The following is a 16,887-nucleotide window of genomic DNA, read 5'->3' as shown; positions in this document are numbered from 1 at the left end:
CGCCAAGGCGCGTCAAATTTTTTTACGAACCATCCTCACCCTTTCCGACGTCGGCCGGCCAAACTGTCATGGCTGTGTCGCGAAGCGCCCCTAACCGCCCGTCATCCAAGCGGGGGAGTCGCTCAATGCAACCTACAGTTCACACGTCCAAAGCCGCCATTTTGATCACGTCGCTCAGCGTACTGGCGCTGTCGCTATCCGGCGCTGCCGCCGCGCAGGAAGCCGCGCCAGCCGTTGCTGCCGGTGCGGACGAAGATGCCGAATCGGACATCGTCGTGACCGGCAGCGCGCGCGCCCAACGCCGCTTTGACGTGTCCTATGCTGTCAATTCGCTCAGCGAGGGCGAAATCCAGAAGATCGCGCCCAAGAATTTCGCCGATCTGCTCGGCACGGTTCCGGGTATTCAGGTGGAAGCGACGGGCGGCGAGGTGCAGAACATCACCCGCGTACGCGGCATCCCGACCGATCGCGGCTATCTGATCTTCCAGCAGGACGGGCTGCCGCTCTATCATGAGATCGACGGCGTGTTCTTCAACTCCGGCGACGGCATGAACCGCTATGATCTGATGACCGAGCGGGTCGAAATCGTCCGCGGTGGTCCAGCGCCGATCTACGCGAGCAGCGCCGCCGCCATTGCAAATAACATCACGGTAACCGGCGGCCCGGAATCGCGTGGCAAGGCGCAGATCACGCTGGGCGATACCGGCCTCTATCGGCTCGACGCCATGCAGTCTGGTCCCATCAGCGATAGCAGCTATTACGCAATTGGCGGCTTCCTGCGCCAGCATGATGGCTATCGCGACGCCGGCTTTCCCAACGACAAGGGTGGCCAGATCCGCGCCAATCTGAAGCATGATCTGGATAATGGCTTCGTCAAGGTGACGATGCAGTATACGAACGATCACAACCTGTTCTATCTGCCGATCCCGATCGCCGATCCGCGCAATCCCTCCGTCTCGCTCGATCCTTACATCGACTATCACACCGGCACGATGAACTCGCCGTCGCTGCGCAACGTGAACTTCAAATATCGCGATGGCGCAGGCGTGACCCAGAGCATGACGCGCGATCTGGCCGATGGCCGCCATATCCGCTTCTTCAACGCCGGCATTCAATATGAAGGCGATTTCGACGGTTGGATCGTATCCGCCAAGGGCGGGTTTACCAAGGGCAAGAACAGCTTCGACGCCTTCTATTCGACCACCAACCCGGTCGATGGCAATGCCTTCATCGCCAGCAATCTGGCCGCCGCACGCACGGCCTTCGGTGCTGACGTGGCGCGGCTGGGCTATGCGATTGCCGGTACGAACGGCGCGACGGTCTATGATCCCTATGCCGCTTCCGGACTGGTCATGTCCGGCCAGTATCGCGTTTCGGAATCCAAATTCTATTCGGGACAGGCTGATCTGAGCGTGACCCGCCAATTCGAAACCGGCTTTGGCACGCACGACGTGCGCGTCGGCACCTATGGGTCATTCTACGGCAACACGCTGTTCCAGGCCTATCAGGACATGCTGATCGAAGTGAGGAGCCGGCCACGCACGCTCGATCTTGTCGCTTATTCGGCCACGGGCGCTGTGCTTGGCTCGGTCACGCAAAATGGGGTTTTGCGCTACACGACCACGCTCAACCAGGGCAAGGCCGATGCGAAGATGATCGCGATCTACGCAAACGACACCTGGGACGTCACCGACGGGTTGAAGATAGACGGCGGCATCCGCAAGGAATGGTACGATTATGATGGCTATTCGCTGCTGTCGACCAGCGCCAATCTGGGCGATCCCACCACGATAGCCGACAATAACACCCGCGCCTTCACGGGTGCGATCGTAACCCGGACGCTCAAGCCTTCGGCGACCAACTGGACATTGGGCGCCAATTACGATTTGAACGGCAATCTGGGCGCCTATGGCCGCGTCTCCAATCTGGAAGTGCCCCCGCAGATGGGCGTCGTATCCACCCCGGCGCCGACCATCATCAAGACCAAGGCGCGGCAGTATGAACTGGGCGTCAAGGCAAGCTACGGCCCGGCCTATGTCTATGTGACGGGATTTTACACCAAATTTAACCCGTTCAACGCCTCGTTCATCGCCTTCAACCCGGCGACCGGCCGCAACGACCAGTCCGTGCCCTTCATCGGGGAAGCTGTCGTGAAGGGGGTGGAAATCGATGGCAAGATTGCGCCTGTCCGCTGGTTCGAACTGGCGGGTTCGATCACCTATTCCGATGCGCAATATCGCAACCTGCAAAACTCGTCCGGTGCCGATCCCAGCGCAGTCAACGGCAATCAGATCATCCGCGAGCCCAAATTCTTCGGCAATGTGCGCCCGGCATTCACCTTCCCGGTTGGCGAAGGCGAATTGCAGATCGCGGGGCGTTATGAATGGGTCGGTCGCCGTTATGTCGACCTTTTCAATCTGACCGCGCTGCCCGCCTATCAGACCTTCGGCGCCAGCGCGGCCATGACCTACGGCAAATGGCGCTTCCAGGTGGTGGGCGACAATCTGAGCAACGCCAAGGGATTGACCGAAGGCAATCCCCGCACGGACCAGCTTGCCGGGCAAGGTGCAAGCGATGCGATCTATGGTCGTCCGGTGTTCGGCCGCAACTTCCGCTTCATCCTTAGCCGGAGCTGGTGATTTGCGCCTGATGCGTGCCTGCGCCTTCGGGCCTTTCGTGGCGATTGCCCTGTCGCTGGCGTCGGTAACGGCGGCGGCGCAGGAACCTGCAGGGTACGCATCACCCTTCGCCGACACGCTGTCGACGCGCGTCTTTCCGCTGTTCGCCATGTTGCGGACAGCGGACGGATGGGCCCAGGCATTGCGGGACGACAATGTTCTGCAAACGCTGATGGCCGATCGCGCGGCACGCATTCCCACAGGCACATGCACGCCATCGCCGCAATGTCTGGCCGATGCGTGGCTATGGACCGATGCGGACATCGCCTTGGTGCAGGCCCGCCTGCGGCTCCTGTTGGACGATCCCAAACTGGGCAAGGCGCTGGTCGCGCAGCAGATGCGCCCATCGGGACGTTTTGCGCGATATGCGGCTGTGTCCGATGCCGATCTGCTGGCTGCGGCATGGGCGGAAACGGCGGCGGCAACCAACCGCGTGATCGCTGTCTATGCCAAGGGTGTGGCGCCGCGCTATCCTGTCATAGATGCGACCATCTTTCCTGTAGCGTCGCCACAGATGGCCGACATTTTGAGCGCGCACGGTGTCGCCACCGCTGCGCAGGCCAAGGGCAACGACCTGTTTTTCGATCCCGCCTTGCGTTATGCGACGGGCCTGCTGCAAATGAACGAACGCATCGACGCGGGCAATTTCCGGCCATTGCTCGGCGGCGACAATGCCGCAACGAACCGCGCCATCGACGCAATGAACTGGCGCGGAAAGCCCTATACCGCTTTGCTGGTCTTTGGTCACGGACCAGAGGATGCGCAATCGCGCACGGGCGTGTTGGGGCATATCCGCCTGTCCATCGCCGCCGATATGTTCGCGCGCGGCGTCGCGCCGTTCATCATCGTGTCGGGCGGCAATGTTCATCCCAATCGCACACCGTTCAACGAAGCGGTCGAGATGAAGCGGCTGCTTGTCACGCAATATGGCCTGCCCGCCGACCGCATATTGATGGAACCGCACGCGCGCCATACCACCACCAATTTGCGCAACTGCGCGCGGCTGTTGCTGGCAGCGAAATTTCCGACCGACCGGCCAGCGCTGGTCGTGTCGGATCATCGCACGATCCAATATATCGGCAGCGACATCCTGGCGCAGCGCAATCTCGCCGAAATGGGCGTGCAGCCCGGTCGCCTGACAGCGGGGCCTGATCAGTTCACGCTGATGTTCACGCCGGACCCGGCGGCCTTCCATGTCGAAGCCATCGACCCGCTCGATCCATGAACCGCATCGTCTCTACCCTATCGGCAATCCTGGCATATGGCGCAATTGCCGCGACGGCGGGCGCGCGCGAGCCGGGGCGACTGGTCGATCCCTTCGTAGGCACGCTCGCCGATTATGGGCAACTCAGCCCGGCGGCCGTCGCCCCTTTTGGCATGGTCCAGCTTGGCCCTGACACGACGCCTGCCAATCATGCAGGCTATGACCATGCCGCCACCACGCTTACCGGATTTTCGCACACGCGCGGCGTCGGTGTCGGCTGTGACGGGGCGGGTGGCGACGTCAAGGTCATGCTTGCCTATGATGACGCCACTGGTTCCGCGCCGATCGACAAGCGCCGTGAGCGCGCCCATGCGGGCTATTATGGCGTAAGTTACGGTCCGGGCATCCTTGCGGAGATGACCGCCACGCGCGGAGCGGGCGCCTTGCGCTTCACCATGCCGAAATCCGGACAGGTGAACGTCATGATCGCCTTCGATCGTGGCTATTCCAGGCGCATCGCCGCCCATTGGCAGGCGCAGCCGGACGGTGATCTACAGGCCAGTTTTTCGGCAGGCACCGTCTGTGACGCAGGCACCTATCATCTCCACTCAGCGACCCGTCTGACCCATAATGGCAATCCGGTAACGGCAATCTGGCAAGGCGACCCGGCGCACGATGCGCAACTGGCGCTGAAGGTGCGCAGCGGCGATATTGTCGAACTGCGCACGGGCCTTTCCTCGGTTGATCCGGCAGCCGCAGCCAATGTACGTAAAGCCGAACTGGGCGACCGCCCCTTTCAGGCCGTTGCCGACCGGATATTGGCCGACTGGAACAGGCAACTTTCCCGCATCCACATCGGTGGTTCCCAAAAGCAGCAGGCACTGTTTTACACCGCATTGTTCCGGGTAATGCAGTCGCCGGTCGCCATCGCAGACCCTGACGGGCGCTTCCGCGGCAGCGATGGCATGGTCCAACGGATTTCCCCCGGACAGCAGCATTATACCAGTTGGGCGCTCTGGGACAATTACCGGACGCAAATGCCCCTGATCGCGCTGATCGATCCCGATCGTGCCGCGCAGATCGCACGCTCGCTGGTGAGGCTCTACCAGAGCGGCAAGGCGCGCTGGGCGACGCCGACCGAGCCATTTCTGACCGTGCGCACCGAGCATGCGGGCATAGCCCTGCTCGATTTCCGACGCAGGGGCATTACCGATTTCGACGCGAAGGCAGCCTTGGCCGGGATGGTCGCCGAAAGCGCCACGCTCGCGCGAAAGACGCCGGACGAACAGATCGAGGCCGCCTATGATGACTGGGCGATTGCCGAACTGGCGTCGGACCTGGGCGAAACCGCCACCGCGCAGGCGTTTCGTGCGCGGGCGCTCAGCTATCGTCCGATGTGGCTGGCCACCTTTCGGGATCTGGGTGACGATGCTGATATCGTGAAGGCGCGGGGGCTATATCAGGGCACATTGGCCCAATATCGCTGGGCCCCGGTGTTCGATCTCCCCTGGCTGGCGCAGACGCTGGGCCCGCGGTTCCGGCCTGAACTGGATCGCTTCTTCGCCGACAATCTGTTCAACATGACGAACCAGCCGGACATTCATACGCCCTATCTCTTTGCATGGGCGGGCGACAAGGCTGCGACCGAACGGGTGGTGCACCGCTATATCACCCAGTCGGTCCCCCATCGCTACGTCAATTCCGGCGTGCGGCCACAGCCTTGGGTAGGACACAGCTTTGCCTTGTCACCGCAGGGTTTTGCCGACGGCATGGACGATGACGCGGGCACCATGTCCGCCTGGTACGTGTGGGCCATGCTCGGCCTCTATCCGATAACGCCCGGCGACCCGCGCTATGTCGTCACGACGCCAATGGGCCGGAACATTCGGATCAACGGCACAGCTTTAGCGGACTTGCCGGTCCGGTCGATGCAGCAGGAGACAGGTCAGTGAAACGGTTTGCGATGATGGCCGGCCTTGCCGCGACCCTGTGTGGAGCAATGGCCGTGGCGCAACCTGCGTCGAATGCGGACGCCGTACCCATCAACGCCATACAAGTGGTCGGCACGCACAACAGCTATGCAATCCCGGCCGATCCGCGCGTGATGGCGCTGATGGCGCCACGTCTGTCCGCGTTCATGGCCAAAATAAACGACATGATGCTACCCGCGCAGCGGGCGCAGATGCTGGATGAACATCCCGGTCGCCTGACGGACATGGCGGTCAGCCTCGACTATGTGCAGATGCCGTTGCAGGCGCAGTTGCGCAGCGGCGTTCGCAGCATAGAAATCGATCTGCAACCCGATCCTGCCGGTGGCGCCTATGCCGATCCCCTGCCCTATCGCCAGTTGCGCGCGCAGGGGGTGACCGATCTCGCGCCAATCTATCGCGATGAATTGGCAAAGCCGGGGATGAAGGTGCTGCACGTTGCGGACCTGGATTTTCGCAGCCAGTGCCCGACCTTTCGCCACTGCCTGACACTGATGAAACAATGGTCGGACGCCACTCCGAACCACAGCCCTGTATTCGTGCTGCTGGAGCCCAAGCTGTCTGGCCTGGACAAGGCGATCCCCGGCGCGACACAGATTCCGCCCTTCGACAAGGCGGCGTTCGATGAAGTGGATGACAGCATCCGCAGCATCCTTGGCCGCGACAAGCTGTTTACGCCCGACGACCTGCGGGGGGACTTGCCGACCCTCGAAGCTGCCGCATTGGCAAAGCGCTGGCCAACGCTGGGGCAGGCCCGTGGCAAATTCCTGTTCCTGTTTCTCGTACCGGGCATGAATCTCAAAGCCTTCGCACCCTATCTGGACGGCCGCCCGTCACTTCAGGGACGCGCCGCCTTCGTCCAGGGTCAGGCCGGTATGGCGCACACGGCCTTCATGCTGTTCGACAATGCGCTGACGCGCGGCGCTGAAATAGGTGATGCTGTCCGCAAAGGGTATCTGGTGCGGACACGCGCCGACATTGACACCGTTGATGCGCGCGACGGTTCAGGCAAGCGCCGCGACGCAGCGCTGGCCAGCGGCGCACAGATCATATCGACCGATTATCTGACCGCGCCGAATGTCTACGCCAACGACTATCACCTTGCCCCCTTTGCGCAGGGATGGCGCTGCAACAGGCTGGTCTATCGTTGCAGCAGCGTACGATAGGCATTGGCTACCGCCTCTCTGGCTAGCGGACCTTTGATCAAGCCCGCTCTCTGTCCGCCGACAAAATAACGGCGCCTCGTCCCTCCCCGTCCTTGCCGCAACGCCCGCCCATTCAGCCGGGGAACCGCCGGGGTGCGGGGGATGTCGCGCGAAATCGCCTGAATACGTATGTGGGATTCTGTGCAGATCGGGCAGCACAGGGCTATCACGCCTCCAGACCCGCGAAAGCGGCAAGAAGCGCCTGACAGGCGTCTTGGGGAGGGTGTTTCTGCAATGCACAAATTTCATGGTTCCATTCTGCGCGCAGCTTTGATGGCGAGCGTTTCGCTTTCCGTAGCGTCTGTCGCATCCGCGCAGACGGCCGATGCGCCCGTCGCAGCCGACGAAGCTGGCGAGGCCATCGTCGTCACCGGCATCCGCGCCTCCCTCGCCTCCGCTGCGAAGATGAAGCGCGATTCGGTGCTGATCGTCGACTCCATCACTGCCGAAGATGTCGGCAAGCTGCCCGACGTGTCGATCGCGGACTCGCTGGCCCGCCTGCCCGGCGTCACCGCCCAGCGTCTCGAAGGCCGCGACCAGCGCCTGTCGATCCGCGGCCTTGGCCCCGACTTTTCCACCACCCTGCTCAACGGTCGGGAACAGGTGACGGTCGGCGACAATCGCGGCGTGGAATATGACCAGTATCCGTCCGAATTCTTCCAGAACGTCAATGTCTATAAAAGCACCGATGCGTCGCTGATCGCGGCGGGCATTTCGGGCACGGTCGACCTCAGGATGCTGCGCCCGCTCGACAAGAATGACCGCATCATCGCCGTGTCGCTGCGCGGCCAGATGAACGGCATGAACAAGCTCAACCCGGACGGCGAACGCTATGGCTATCGCGCGTCGGCGACCTATGTCGATCAATATGCCGACGACACGCTGGGCCTGGCCATCGGCTTTGCGGCATCGCAAACCCCCTCGCAGAATGAACGCTTCAACGCCTGGGGTTATCCCACCGACGCCAGCGGCAACCTGATCATCGGCGGCGCCAAGCCCTATGTGCAGTCCAACCTGCTCAAGCGCTATGGCGCGGTCGGCACGCTGGAATGGCAGCCCAGCGACAATTTCCATTCGACCTTCGACGTCCTCTATTCGCATTTCGAGGAAGAACAGCGGCTGCGCGGCATCGAATTCCCGCTCGTCTGGGGCGCCGATGTGGGCGTCAGCGACGTGACGGTCGACAATGGCTTCGTCACCGGTGCGACCTTCAGCAATGTCTATGGCGTCCAGCGCAACGATTATAACAAGCGTACCGCCGACACGATCTCGCTGGGCTGGAACAACCAGTTCAGCCTGAACGACGCGCTTCGCCTGAACGTCGATGCCAGCTGGTCGCGCGCCAAGCGCACCGACTTCCTGCTCGAAACCTATTCGGGCACAGGCTATCTGCGGTCGGGCGTGCCGGACAGCGTGCGGGTCGACCGCCAGTCCAACGGCCTGTTCAAGATCGTGCCGACCATCGACTATACCAACACCGGGATCATCAGCCTGACCGATCCCAATGGCTGGGGCTATAATGGCACGACCGCCGTGGTGCAGGCCGGTTTCCTCAATCGGCCCAAATTCATAGACGACATGCGCTCGCTCCGCATGAACCTCAACGGCGACATCGAAGGCAGCCTGTTCAGCAACTGGGAAATCGGCGGCAACTATAGCCGTCGCAAGAAAACCAGCGCCTTTACCAGCTTTTTCCTGTGCCCCACGGGCGGCACCGATTGCACCGTTGCAGGCGGCACCCCCGGTTCCGCGCCGGTCCCCAGCGAAGCGCTGCTCGGCTCCAACGTCTCGCTTGGCTATCTGGGCGTCCCGGCGATGCTGACGCTCAATCCGCTCTATCTCTACGACAATGTGCTGGACGCGGTGTATGACAATCGCCCGCAATCGCTGGTGCGCGACAATTTCGTGAAGGAAGACGTGTTCACCGGCTATGCCAAAATGACGATGGACGGCGAACTGGGCGGCAAGCCGCTCAAGGGTGCCTTCGGCGTACAGGTGATCCATTCCCGGCAACGCTCGGTCGGCACCATTTCCAGCTTCAGCAACGGCGTCGTCACGGTGGTGCCCGCATCGGGCAAGGCCAGCTATACCGACTTCCTGCCAAGCGCGCAGATATCGGTCGAACTGGAGCCGGGCTTCTTCGTCAAGCTGGGCGCGGCGCAGGCCATGGTCCGCCCCCGTCTGGATCAGGAGCGCGTGAACCAGGAATTCAGCTTCGATCCGTCCAAGATCGGCCTGGGTTCAGACCCCATGAACAGCCCGTTCAGTTCAAACGGCGGCAACACCAATTTGCGTCCTTATCAGTCGACCAATATCGACCTGTCGGTGGAGCGCTATTTCCGTAATGGCGGCTATGTGTCGCTGTCGGGCTATTTCAAGAATCTGACCGATTTCGTCGATCCCAACAACAGCATCGCCTATGATTTCTCGTCGCTCCTTCCGGCATTGCCAGTGGACGTCCGCAACGAAATCATCGCCAATGGCGGCGCGATCGGCCTGCTCAAAGCGCCCGCCAACAACGGTCGGGGCACCATCATGGGCGTGGAAGGGACCGCATCGCTCCCCTTCAAGCTGTTCAGCGAGTCGCTTGATGGCTTCGGCCTGTTCGCCAGCGGCTCCTACACCCACAGCGAAGTCAAATATGGCTCCAACCCCACCGACACCGTCACCCTGCCCGGCCTGTCCAAATGGGTCGCCAGCGGCACCGCCTATTTCGAACGAAACGGGTTCCAGGCGCGGGTCAGCTATCGCTACCGTTCCTCCTTCCTGGGCGAAGTGGCGGGCCTGTCGGCAGCCCCGACCTTCCGCACCGCCAAGGCGGAAGGGATTTTGGACGCGCAGATCGGCTATGAATTCCAGTCCGGTCCGCTCACTGGCCTGTCTATCCTGCTCCAGGGCAAGAATCTGACCGACCAGCCGTTCGTCACCTATCAGAATGACGATCCGCGCCAGGTCATCGACTATCAGCGCTATGGCCGCGACTATTATCTGGGCCTGACCTACAAATTCTGATCGCCCTTCGCCAAACTGCCTGACTGCACGCAGGCAGCGCCGGGACCGCCGCTCCTTTTCAAGGAGTTGGCGGTCCCTTCTTTTTGTCAGGCAGTCATGCGGGTGATCAGGCGGGGCGCCAGCAGCGTCGGCGTCACCGGCTTGCCCTGGATCAGCCCGATCAGCGCATCGACCAGCACTTCGCCCGCACGCAGATAATCCTGCGCCACCGTGGTCAATGGCGGGCGCGTCAGGCTGACCGCCGGAATATCGTCAAAGCCGATCAGGGCGACGTCGCCCGGCACCGCCATGCCCGCCTCATCCAGCGCCCGCATCGCGCCGATGGCGATCAGGTCCGAACCCGCGAAAATCGCGTCAAAGGGGACACCGCCCGCAATCAATCGGCGCGCGGCCTCATGCCCTGAATGTTCGATCGACAGGGCATCGACATGCAGCCTGGGGTCGACGGGCAGGCCCGCTTCCGTCATCACCTGCGCCAGCCCCGCATAGCGGTCGCGAAATTCGGGGTAGCGGTCGGACGCATCGCCCAGAAAGGCGATGGCGCGACAGCCCCGTTGGATCAGACGACGCCCCGCGTCACGCCCGCCCTGCCGATTGTCGCAGCCGATCGTCATCCCCAGCGCATGGTCGTCAACCGATCCCCAACGCACGAAATGCGTCCCCTGCGCTATCAATTGCTCCAGCCGCACCCGGTAGATCTCGTAATTGCCATAGCCCAGCAGGATGATGCCGTCGGCCTTGCGGCTATCCTCATAATCGACATGCCAGTCGGTCGATAATTGCTGGAAGGATGTCAGCAGATCATAGCCGCGCTTGGCGCAGGTTTGCAGGATCGGCCCCAGCATCGACAGGAAAAAGGGGTTGATCCAGCTTTCGTCGGGCAGCAGATCCTCGAAAAACAGCAGGGCCAGCGTGTTGCTCTTCCCCCGCCGCAGCGAAGAGGCATTTTTGTCCACCGCATAGTTGAGCTGGCGCGCAATCGCCTCGATCCGCTTGCGCGTCCCCTCGCTGACCGTGGGGTCGCCCCGCAGCGCGCGCGACACGGTCGGCTGGGAAACGCCGGCCAGTGTGGCGATGTCGAACGAGGTGATTTTTTCATTGACGGCCATGGTCTGATCCTACGCCCCTCCGGCCCGCTTGGAAAGCAGGGCGTTGAGTCTGGAACATGGCTTTGAATACGTATGTCACATGCTTGGCCCGGCGGACCAACGCCGCCTAAGAAGGGGGGAACAAGACCGCCGCAATCACGCAGGTGCGGCAAAAGGGGAGGATGAGGAATGGGCAGGCGCAATCCCACGCTGTTCGCTGCGCTGCTGGCACTGGCCAGCCCGGCCCTGTCGGAGACGCCCCCCTCGCCCGCCGCAGCGGATTTTCGCGCCCGCCTGCCGGAGGATGAAGTCATCTATTTCGTCCTGCCCGACCGTTTCGACAATGGCGATCCACGCAACGACAAGGGCGGCTATGGCGGCGATCGACTGACCCATGGCTATGATCCTGCGGCAAAAGGCTTTTACCACGGCGGCGATCTTAAAGGGCTGACCCGCCGGCTTGACTATATCCAGGGGCTCGGCGCGACCGCCATCTGGGTTGGCCCCATCTTCCGCAACAAGCCGGTGCAGGGGGCAAAAGGTCAGGAAAGCGCAGGCTATCACGGCTATTGGATCACCGACTTCACCCATGTCGACCCGCATTTGGGCACCGACGCCGATTTCGCGGCGCTAGTGGCGGCTGCGCACGCACGCGGCATGAAAGTCTATATGGACATCATCGCCAACCATACCGCCGACGTCATCCAGATGCGCCAATGTGCTGCGGCCCCCTGCCCCTACCGTTCGCGGGCCGATTATCCCTATCAGCGGCGCGGCGGCGTCAACGGCCCGCCGATCAACAGCGGCTTTGCCGGCGATGACGATCATAGCGCGGACAATTTCGCCCGGCTGACCGATCCTTCCTACGCCTACACCCCCTATGTCCCAAAGGGTGAAGCCCAGGCCAAGACGCCCGCCTGGCTCAACGACGTCACCCTTTATCATAACCGGGGCGAAACGACCTACCGGGGCGAAAGCGCGACGATGGGCGATTTTGCCGGGCTGGATGACCTGATGACTGAAAATCCCCGCGTCATTGCGGGGATGATCGATATATTCGGCGGCTGGATCGACCGTTTCGGCGTCGATGGCTTCCGGGTCGACACGGCCAAGCATGTCGATCCGCATTTCTGGCAGGCTTTCGTCCCCGCCATGCAGGCGCGGGCGCGGGCCAGGGGCATCCCCAATTTCCACATTTTCGGCGAGGTGGCGGAAAGCGACATAATGTCCGGCGCGCTCGCCTGGTACACGCGCGAAGGCGGCTTTCCCGCCGTCCTCGACTTCGCCTTCCATCAGGCCGCGATCCAGACCGTCGCGGGTCCAGGTGCGACGGCGCTGTGGGAAAAGATGCTGCAAGGTGACGATCTCTATGTCCGGGGTGCCGCCACCGCGCGGCAGTTGCCGACATTCATCAGCAACCACGACAATGGCCGCTTCGCCACCTTCGTCCGCCGCGCCTTCCCCGCCGCCAGCGAACAGGAAGTGCTGGACCGCGTGACGCTGAGCCATGCCATGATGCTGACGCTGCGCGGCGCACCGACGCTCTATTATGGCGACGAGCAGGGCTTTTCGGGCGACGGCGGCGATCAGGACGCGCGCGAGGATATGTTCGGCAGCAAGGTCGCGTCCTACAACGACAATCGCCTCGTCGGCACGGACGCCACGACGGCCACGGCCCGTTTCGATCCGACCCATCCCCTCTATCGCACCATCGCCACGCTCGCCCGCCTGCGCACCGCCCATCCCGCGCTGCGCCGGGGCAAGCAGACGATCCGCGCCCGGTCGGAGGAGCCCGGCCTCTTCGCCGTCTCGCGCTTCGATCCTGATAACGGGGCGGAATATCTCATCGCCTTCAACACTTCGACCGCGCCGATCGACACCCATGTTCAGGTCGATGTCGGATCGCGGGATTTCGTCACCCTCGCCGGTGCGCCCTGCGCCGCCCGCGCTGTCGCGCCGGGCAGTCTTTCGCTCCGCCTTCCTCCGCTTGGCTACAGCCTGTGCGCTGTCCGCCCTTCCCGTTCCTTGCCCGCAAAGTCCCCTGAATGACCGACACTCTACAGCCATGGTGGCGCGGCGCCGCCATCTATCAGATCTATCCGCGCAGTTTTGCTGACTCCAATGGCGATGGCATCGGCGATCTCAACGGCATCACCGCGCGCCTGCCCTATGTGGCATCGCTTGGCGTCGATGCCATCTGGCTGTCGCCCGTGTTCAAAAGCCCGATGCGCGATTTCGGCTATGACGTGTCCGACTATTGCGATGTCGATCCCATTTTCGGCACGCTTGCGGATTTCGACGCGCTGGTCGCCCGCGCCCATGCGCTTGGCCTGCGCGTGATCGTCGATCAGGTATGGGCGCATACGTCGGACCAGCATGGCTGGTTCGTCGAAAGCCGGGCCAGCCGCGACAATGCCAGGGCCGACTGGTATGTCTGGGCGGATGCCAAGCCGGACGGATCGCCGCCCAATAACTGGCAATCGGTGTTCGGAGGCCCGGCCTGGACATGGGATGCGCGGCGCGGCCAATATTATATGCACAGCTTCCTGCGCGAACAGCCGCAGCTGCACCTGCATCACCCGGACGTGCAGTCCGCGATCTTCGACATCATCCGCTTCTGGCTGGACCGGGGCGTCGACGGCTTTCGCATCGACGCGATCAACCATTCGATGCACGATCCGAAACTGCGCGACAATCCGCCAGCCCCCGACGATGGCAGCCTGCGCACCCGGCCATTCGATTTCCAGCTCAAACTGTATAGCCAGAGCCACCCGGACCTTCCCCTGTTTCTGGAAAAGGTCCGCACCGTGTTCGACGCCTATCCCGACCGCTTCACCGTTGCAGAGGTCGGCGGCGCGGACAATGACCGGGAAATGAAGGCCTTCACGCAGGGCGACCATCGCCTCAACACCGCCTATGGCTTCGACTTCCTCTATGCGCCCGCGCTGACCAGTTCGCTCATCAGGGACGCGCTGCAAAAATGGCCGGCGGAACAGGGGATCGGCTGGCCAAGCTGGGCCTTTGAAAATCACGATGCCCCCCGCGCCGTGTCGCGCTGGGGCAAGGGTCATGATCCGGACGCCTATTGCCGGATGAAGATGCTGCTGCTCGCCTGCCTGCGCGGCAATATCTTCCTCTATTATGGCGAGGAACTGGGCCTGCCGCAGATCGACATCGCCTTTGAGGATCTCAAAGACCCCGAAGCCATCGCCAACTGGCCGCTGACCCTGTCGCGCGACGGCGCCCGCACGCCGATGCCCTGGATTGCCGACGCCCCCTATATGGGCTTTTCCACTGCAAAGCCCTGGCTGCCGATCGGCGAAGCGCATCGCCCGCGCGCGGTCGACCGGCAGGAGGCCGATCAGGCATCCCTGCTGCACTGGACCCGTCAGGTGCTGGCGCTGCGCAATGCCTCCCCTGCCCTGCGCAGCGGCACGATGACGTTCCATGATCTGCCCGGCGACCTGCTCGCCTTCACGCGCAGCCATGCGGATCAGCAGATGCTGTGCATTTTCAACCTGGGCGACCAGCCGGCGCACTGGACGCCGGACGATGCCGACCATTGGCGTCCCCTGCTGACATGCGGGGACGCCGCCCCATGGCATTTCCCGCCTGCCTCCGCCCTCGTCGCCCAATTTCAAGGATCTGTTTCATGACGCGACTGACTGCGCTTGCCCTGCCGATTTTCGCCCTGTCGCTCGCCCCTGTCGCCGCGCGCGCAGATGTCGTTGCCAAGGCCGCCTCGCCCGACGGTCGCATCACCCTCACCGTCAGTCTGGATGGCGAAGGCCGCCCCAGCTACGCCGTGCAGCGCGATGGCCAGCCGCTGATCGCCGACAGCCGCCTGGGCTTCATGCTGACGGACGCTCCCAAGATCGAACGCAACCTGATGCTGGCCGATACGAAGCGCGATCGCAGCGACACGACATGGACCCAGCCCTGGGGCGAATGGGCGACGATCCGCGACAATCACAGCGAAATCCGCCTCGCCTTCCGCGAAAAGAGCGATCTTGAACGGACGATGGACGTCACCTTCCGTCTGTTCGACGATGGCGTCGCCTTTCGCTACACCCTGCCCGATCAGCCCAATCTGCACCACGTCAACATTGCGGAGGAACTGACCCAGTTCGCCTTCGCCCAGCCCGGCACTGCCTGGTGGAAACCCGCGTTCGAATGGAACCGGGAGGAATATCTCTACAACAAGACCCCGCTCGATGCCGTCGGAACAGCGCAGACGGTGATGACGGTGAAGCTGGCGGGCGGCACCCATGTCGCGCTGCATGAAGCGGCTCTGGTCGATTATAGCGGGATGAACCTGGCGCGGGTTCAGGGCAACACCTTCCGCGCCGCGCTGACGCCGGGCGCAGGCGCACCCAAAGTCTCGCGCGATGCCGGCTTCTCGACGCCATGGCGCACCATCGCGATCGCGGACGATGCGGCTGGGCTCTACATGAACCACATGATCCTCAACCTCAACGAACCCAACAGGCTGGGCGACGTGTCGAGCTGGATCAAGCCGGGCAAATTTGTCGGCGTGTGGTGGAACATGATCAAGGGCGACTGGAGCTGGGCGCGCGGTCCCAAACATGGCGCGACCACCGCCAACGTCCGGCGCTATATCGACTTTGCCGCCGCCAGCGGCATCCCCGCCGTCCTCGTGGAAGGATGGAATGTCGGCTGGGACGGCAACTGGTTCGGCAATGGCAACGCCATGAATTTCTCTCAACCGACCGAGGATTTCGACGCCGACGGGCTGGCCGCCTATGCCAGGTCCAGGGGCGTCATGCTGATCGGCCATCATGAAACCGGCGGGTCGGCCAGCCATTATGACGGCCAGCTGGACAGCGCCTTCAAATGGGCCGCCGATCATGGCGAGCGGGTGGTGAAAACCGGCTATGTCACCGATGCGGGCCAGATCGAGCGCGTCGATGCCGATGGAACCCGCCATCGCGAATGGCATGAAGGCCAGTGGATGGTGAACCACTATCTGCGCGTCGTGCAGACAGCCGCGAAATATCATGTCAGCATCGACAGCCATGAACCTGTCAAGGACACCGGGCTGCGCCGCACCTATCCCAACTGGGTATCGCGCGAAGGTGGGCGCGGCATGGAATATAATGCATGGATCGGCGGCAAGAACCCGCCCGAACATGAAGCCAATCTGGTCTTTACCCAATTGCTGGGCGGGCCGATGGACTTTACGCCGGGCGTCCTTAGCCTTTCCGGATCGGAAGGCAGTGCGATCCAGTCGACGCTGGCCAAGCAGCTCGCCCTTTATGTTGTCCTCTATTCGCCGGTCGTGATGGCAGCCGACACGCCTGAAAATTACGCGAAATATCCCGGCCCGTTCCAGTTCATCAAGGATGTGCCGACCGACTGGTCCGACACACGGGCGCTCAATGGAGAGGTCGGCGATTATGCCACGATCGCGCGCAAGGAAAAGGGCGGCGATGACTGGTATCTGGGCGCCGTGGGTGATGAAGAAGCCCGCGCGGTTCAGGTGACGCTCGATTTTCTGGATGCGGGACGAAGCTATACAGCGGAAATCTACCGCGACGGACCGGGCGCGGATTATCGCACCGATGCGCGCCATGCGATCGTGATCGAAAAGAAGGCGGTCAGGAAAGGCGACATATTGACGATCGCAATGGCGCCGGGCGGTGGCCAGGCGATCCGCTTCGTCGCTGGCGGCAAGGCGCGCCGCCGCTGATC

The 16,887-nt window shown here is 62.7% G+C and carries 9 protein-coding genes; 8 read left to right on the top strand and 1 reads right to left on the bottom strand.

The annotated features are described in order from the left end of the window. Positions 1-125: 125 nt before the first annotated feature. The 5 genes from SX1_RS05975 (at position 126) to SX1_RS05955 (ending at position 10,087) form a co-directional block, all read left to right on the top strand. Complete coding sequence (locus tag SX1_RS05975) at positions 126-2,639, top strand: TonB-dependent receptor (RefSeq protein ID WP_051034277.1); 2,514 nt, start codon at positions 126-128, stop codon at positions 2,637-2,639. Between the two features lie 10 nt (positions 2,640-2,649). Continuing rightward, complete coding sequence (locus tag SX1_RS05970) at positions 2,650-3,903, top strand: YdcF family protein (RefSeq protein WP_017181293.1); 1,254 nt, start codon at positions 2,650-2,652, stop codon at positions 3,901-3,903. Continuing rightward, the gene (locus SX1_RS05965; RefSeq protein WP_017181294.1) at positions 3,900-5,834 is read left to right on the top strand and encodes a glycoside hydrolase domain-containing protein; all 1,935 of its coding nucleotides are present in this window, start codon (positions 3,900-3,902) and stop codon (positions 5,832-5,834) included. The genes SX1_RS05970 and SX1_RS05965 overlap by 4 nt, the downstream gene beginning before the upstream one ends. Next, entirely contained in the window at positions 5,831-7,036 is a 1,206-nt protein-coding gene (locus tag SX1_RS05960) for a Ca2+-dependent phosphoinositide-specific phospholipase C (RefSeq protein WP_019052314.1), read from the top strand. Before SX1_RS05965 ends, SX1_RS05960 begins: the two co-directional genes overlap by 4 nt. 273 nt (positions 7,037-7,309) lie before the next feature. Further along, positions 7,310-10,087 carry a TonB-dependent receptor gene (locus tag SX1_RS05955; protein ID WP_017181296.1) on the top strand — a complete coding sequence of 926 codons (2,778 nt, stop codon included), beginning with the start codon at positions 7,310-7,312 and terminating at the stop codon, positions 10,085-10,087. Between the two features lie 86 nt (positions 10,088-10,173). On the opposite strand, the gene SX1_RS05950 is transcribed toward SX1_RS05955, so the two are convergent. Then, positions 10,174-11,196: a LacI family DNA-binding transcriptional regulator gene (locus SX1_RS05950; RefSeq protein ID WP_017181297.1), complete on the bottom strand. Its 1,023-nt coding sequence runs from the start codon at positions 11,194-11,196 to the stop codon at positions 10,174-10,176. Positions 11,197-11,364: 168 nt separating this feature from the next. On the opposite strand from SX1_RS05950, the gene SX1_RS05945 reads away from it, so the two are divergent. Genes SX1_RS05945 through SX1_RS05935 form a run of 3 tightly spaced genes read left to right on the top strand, consistent with a single transcriptional unit; the run spans position 11,365 to position 16,885 of the window. Beyond that, the gene (locus SX1_RS05945) at positions 11,365-13,224 is read left to right on the top strand and encodes an alpha-amylase family glycosyl hydrolase (RefSeq protein WP_017181298.1); all 1,860 of its coding nucleotides are present in this window, start codon (positions 11,365-11,367) and stop codon (positions 13,222-13,224) included. After that, on the top strand, positions 13,221-14,831 hold the full coding sequence (locus tag SX1_RS05940) for an alpha-glucosidase (RefSeq protein WP_017181299.1): 1,611 nt from the start codon (positions 13,221-13,223) through the stop codon (positions 14,829-14,831). Before SX1_RS05945 ends, SX1_RS05940 begins: the two co-directional genes overlap by 4 nt. Then, complete coding sequence (locus SX1_RS05935; RefSeq protein WP_019052313.1) at positions 14,828-16,885, top strand: glycoside hydrolase family 97 protein; 2,058 nt, start codon at positions 14,828-14,830, stop codon at positions 16,883-16,885. Before SX1_RS05940 ends, SX1_RS05935 begins: the two co-directional genes overlap by 4 nt. Positions 16,886-16,887: the final 2 nt, after the last annotated feature.

The organism is Sphingobium xenophagum NBRC 107872, assembly GCF_000367345.1.
Taxonomy (GTDB): domain Bacteria; phylum Pseudomonadota; class Alphaproteobacteria; order Sphingomonadales; family Sphingomonadaceae; genus Sphingobium; species Sphingobium xenophagum.
Note: the sequence above shows the minus strand (reverse complement) of the source record. Positions and strands in the feature narration are given on the sequence as shown.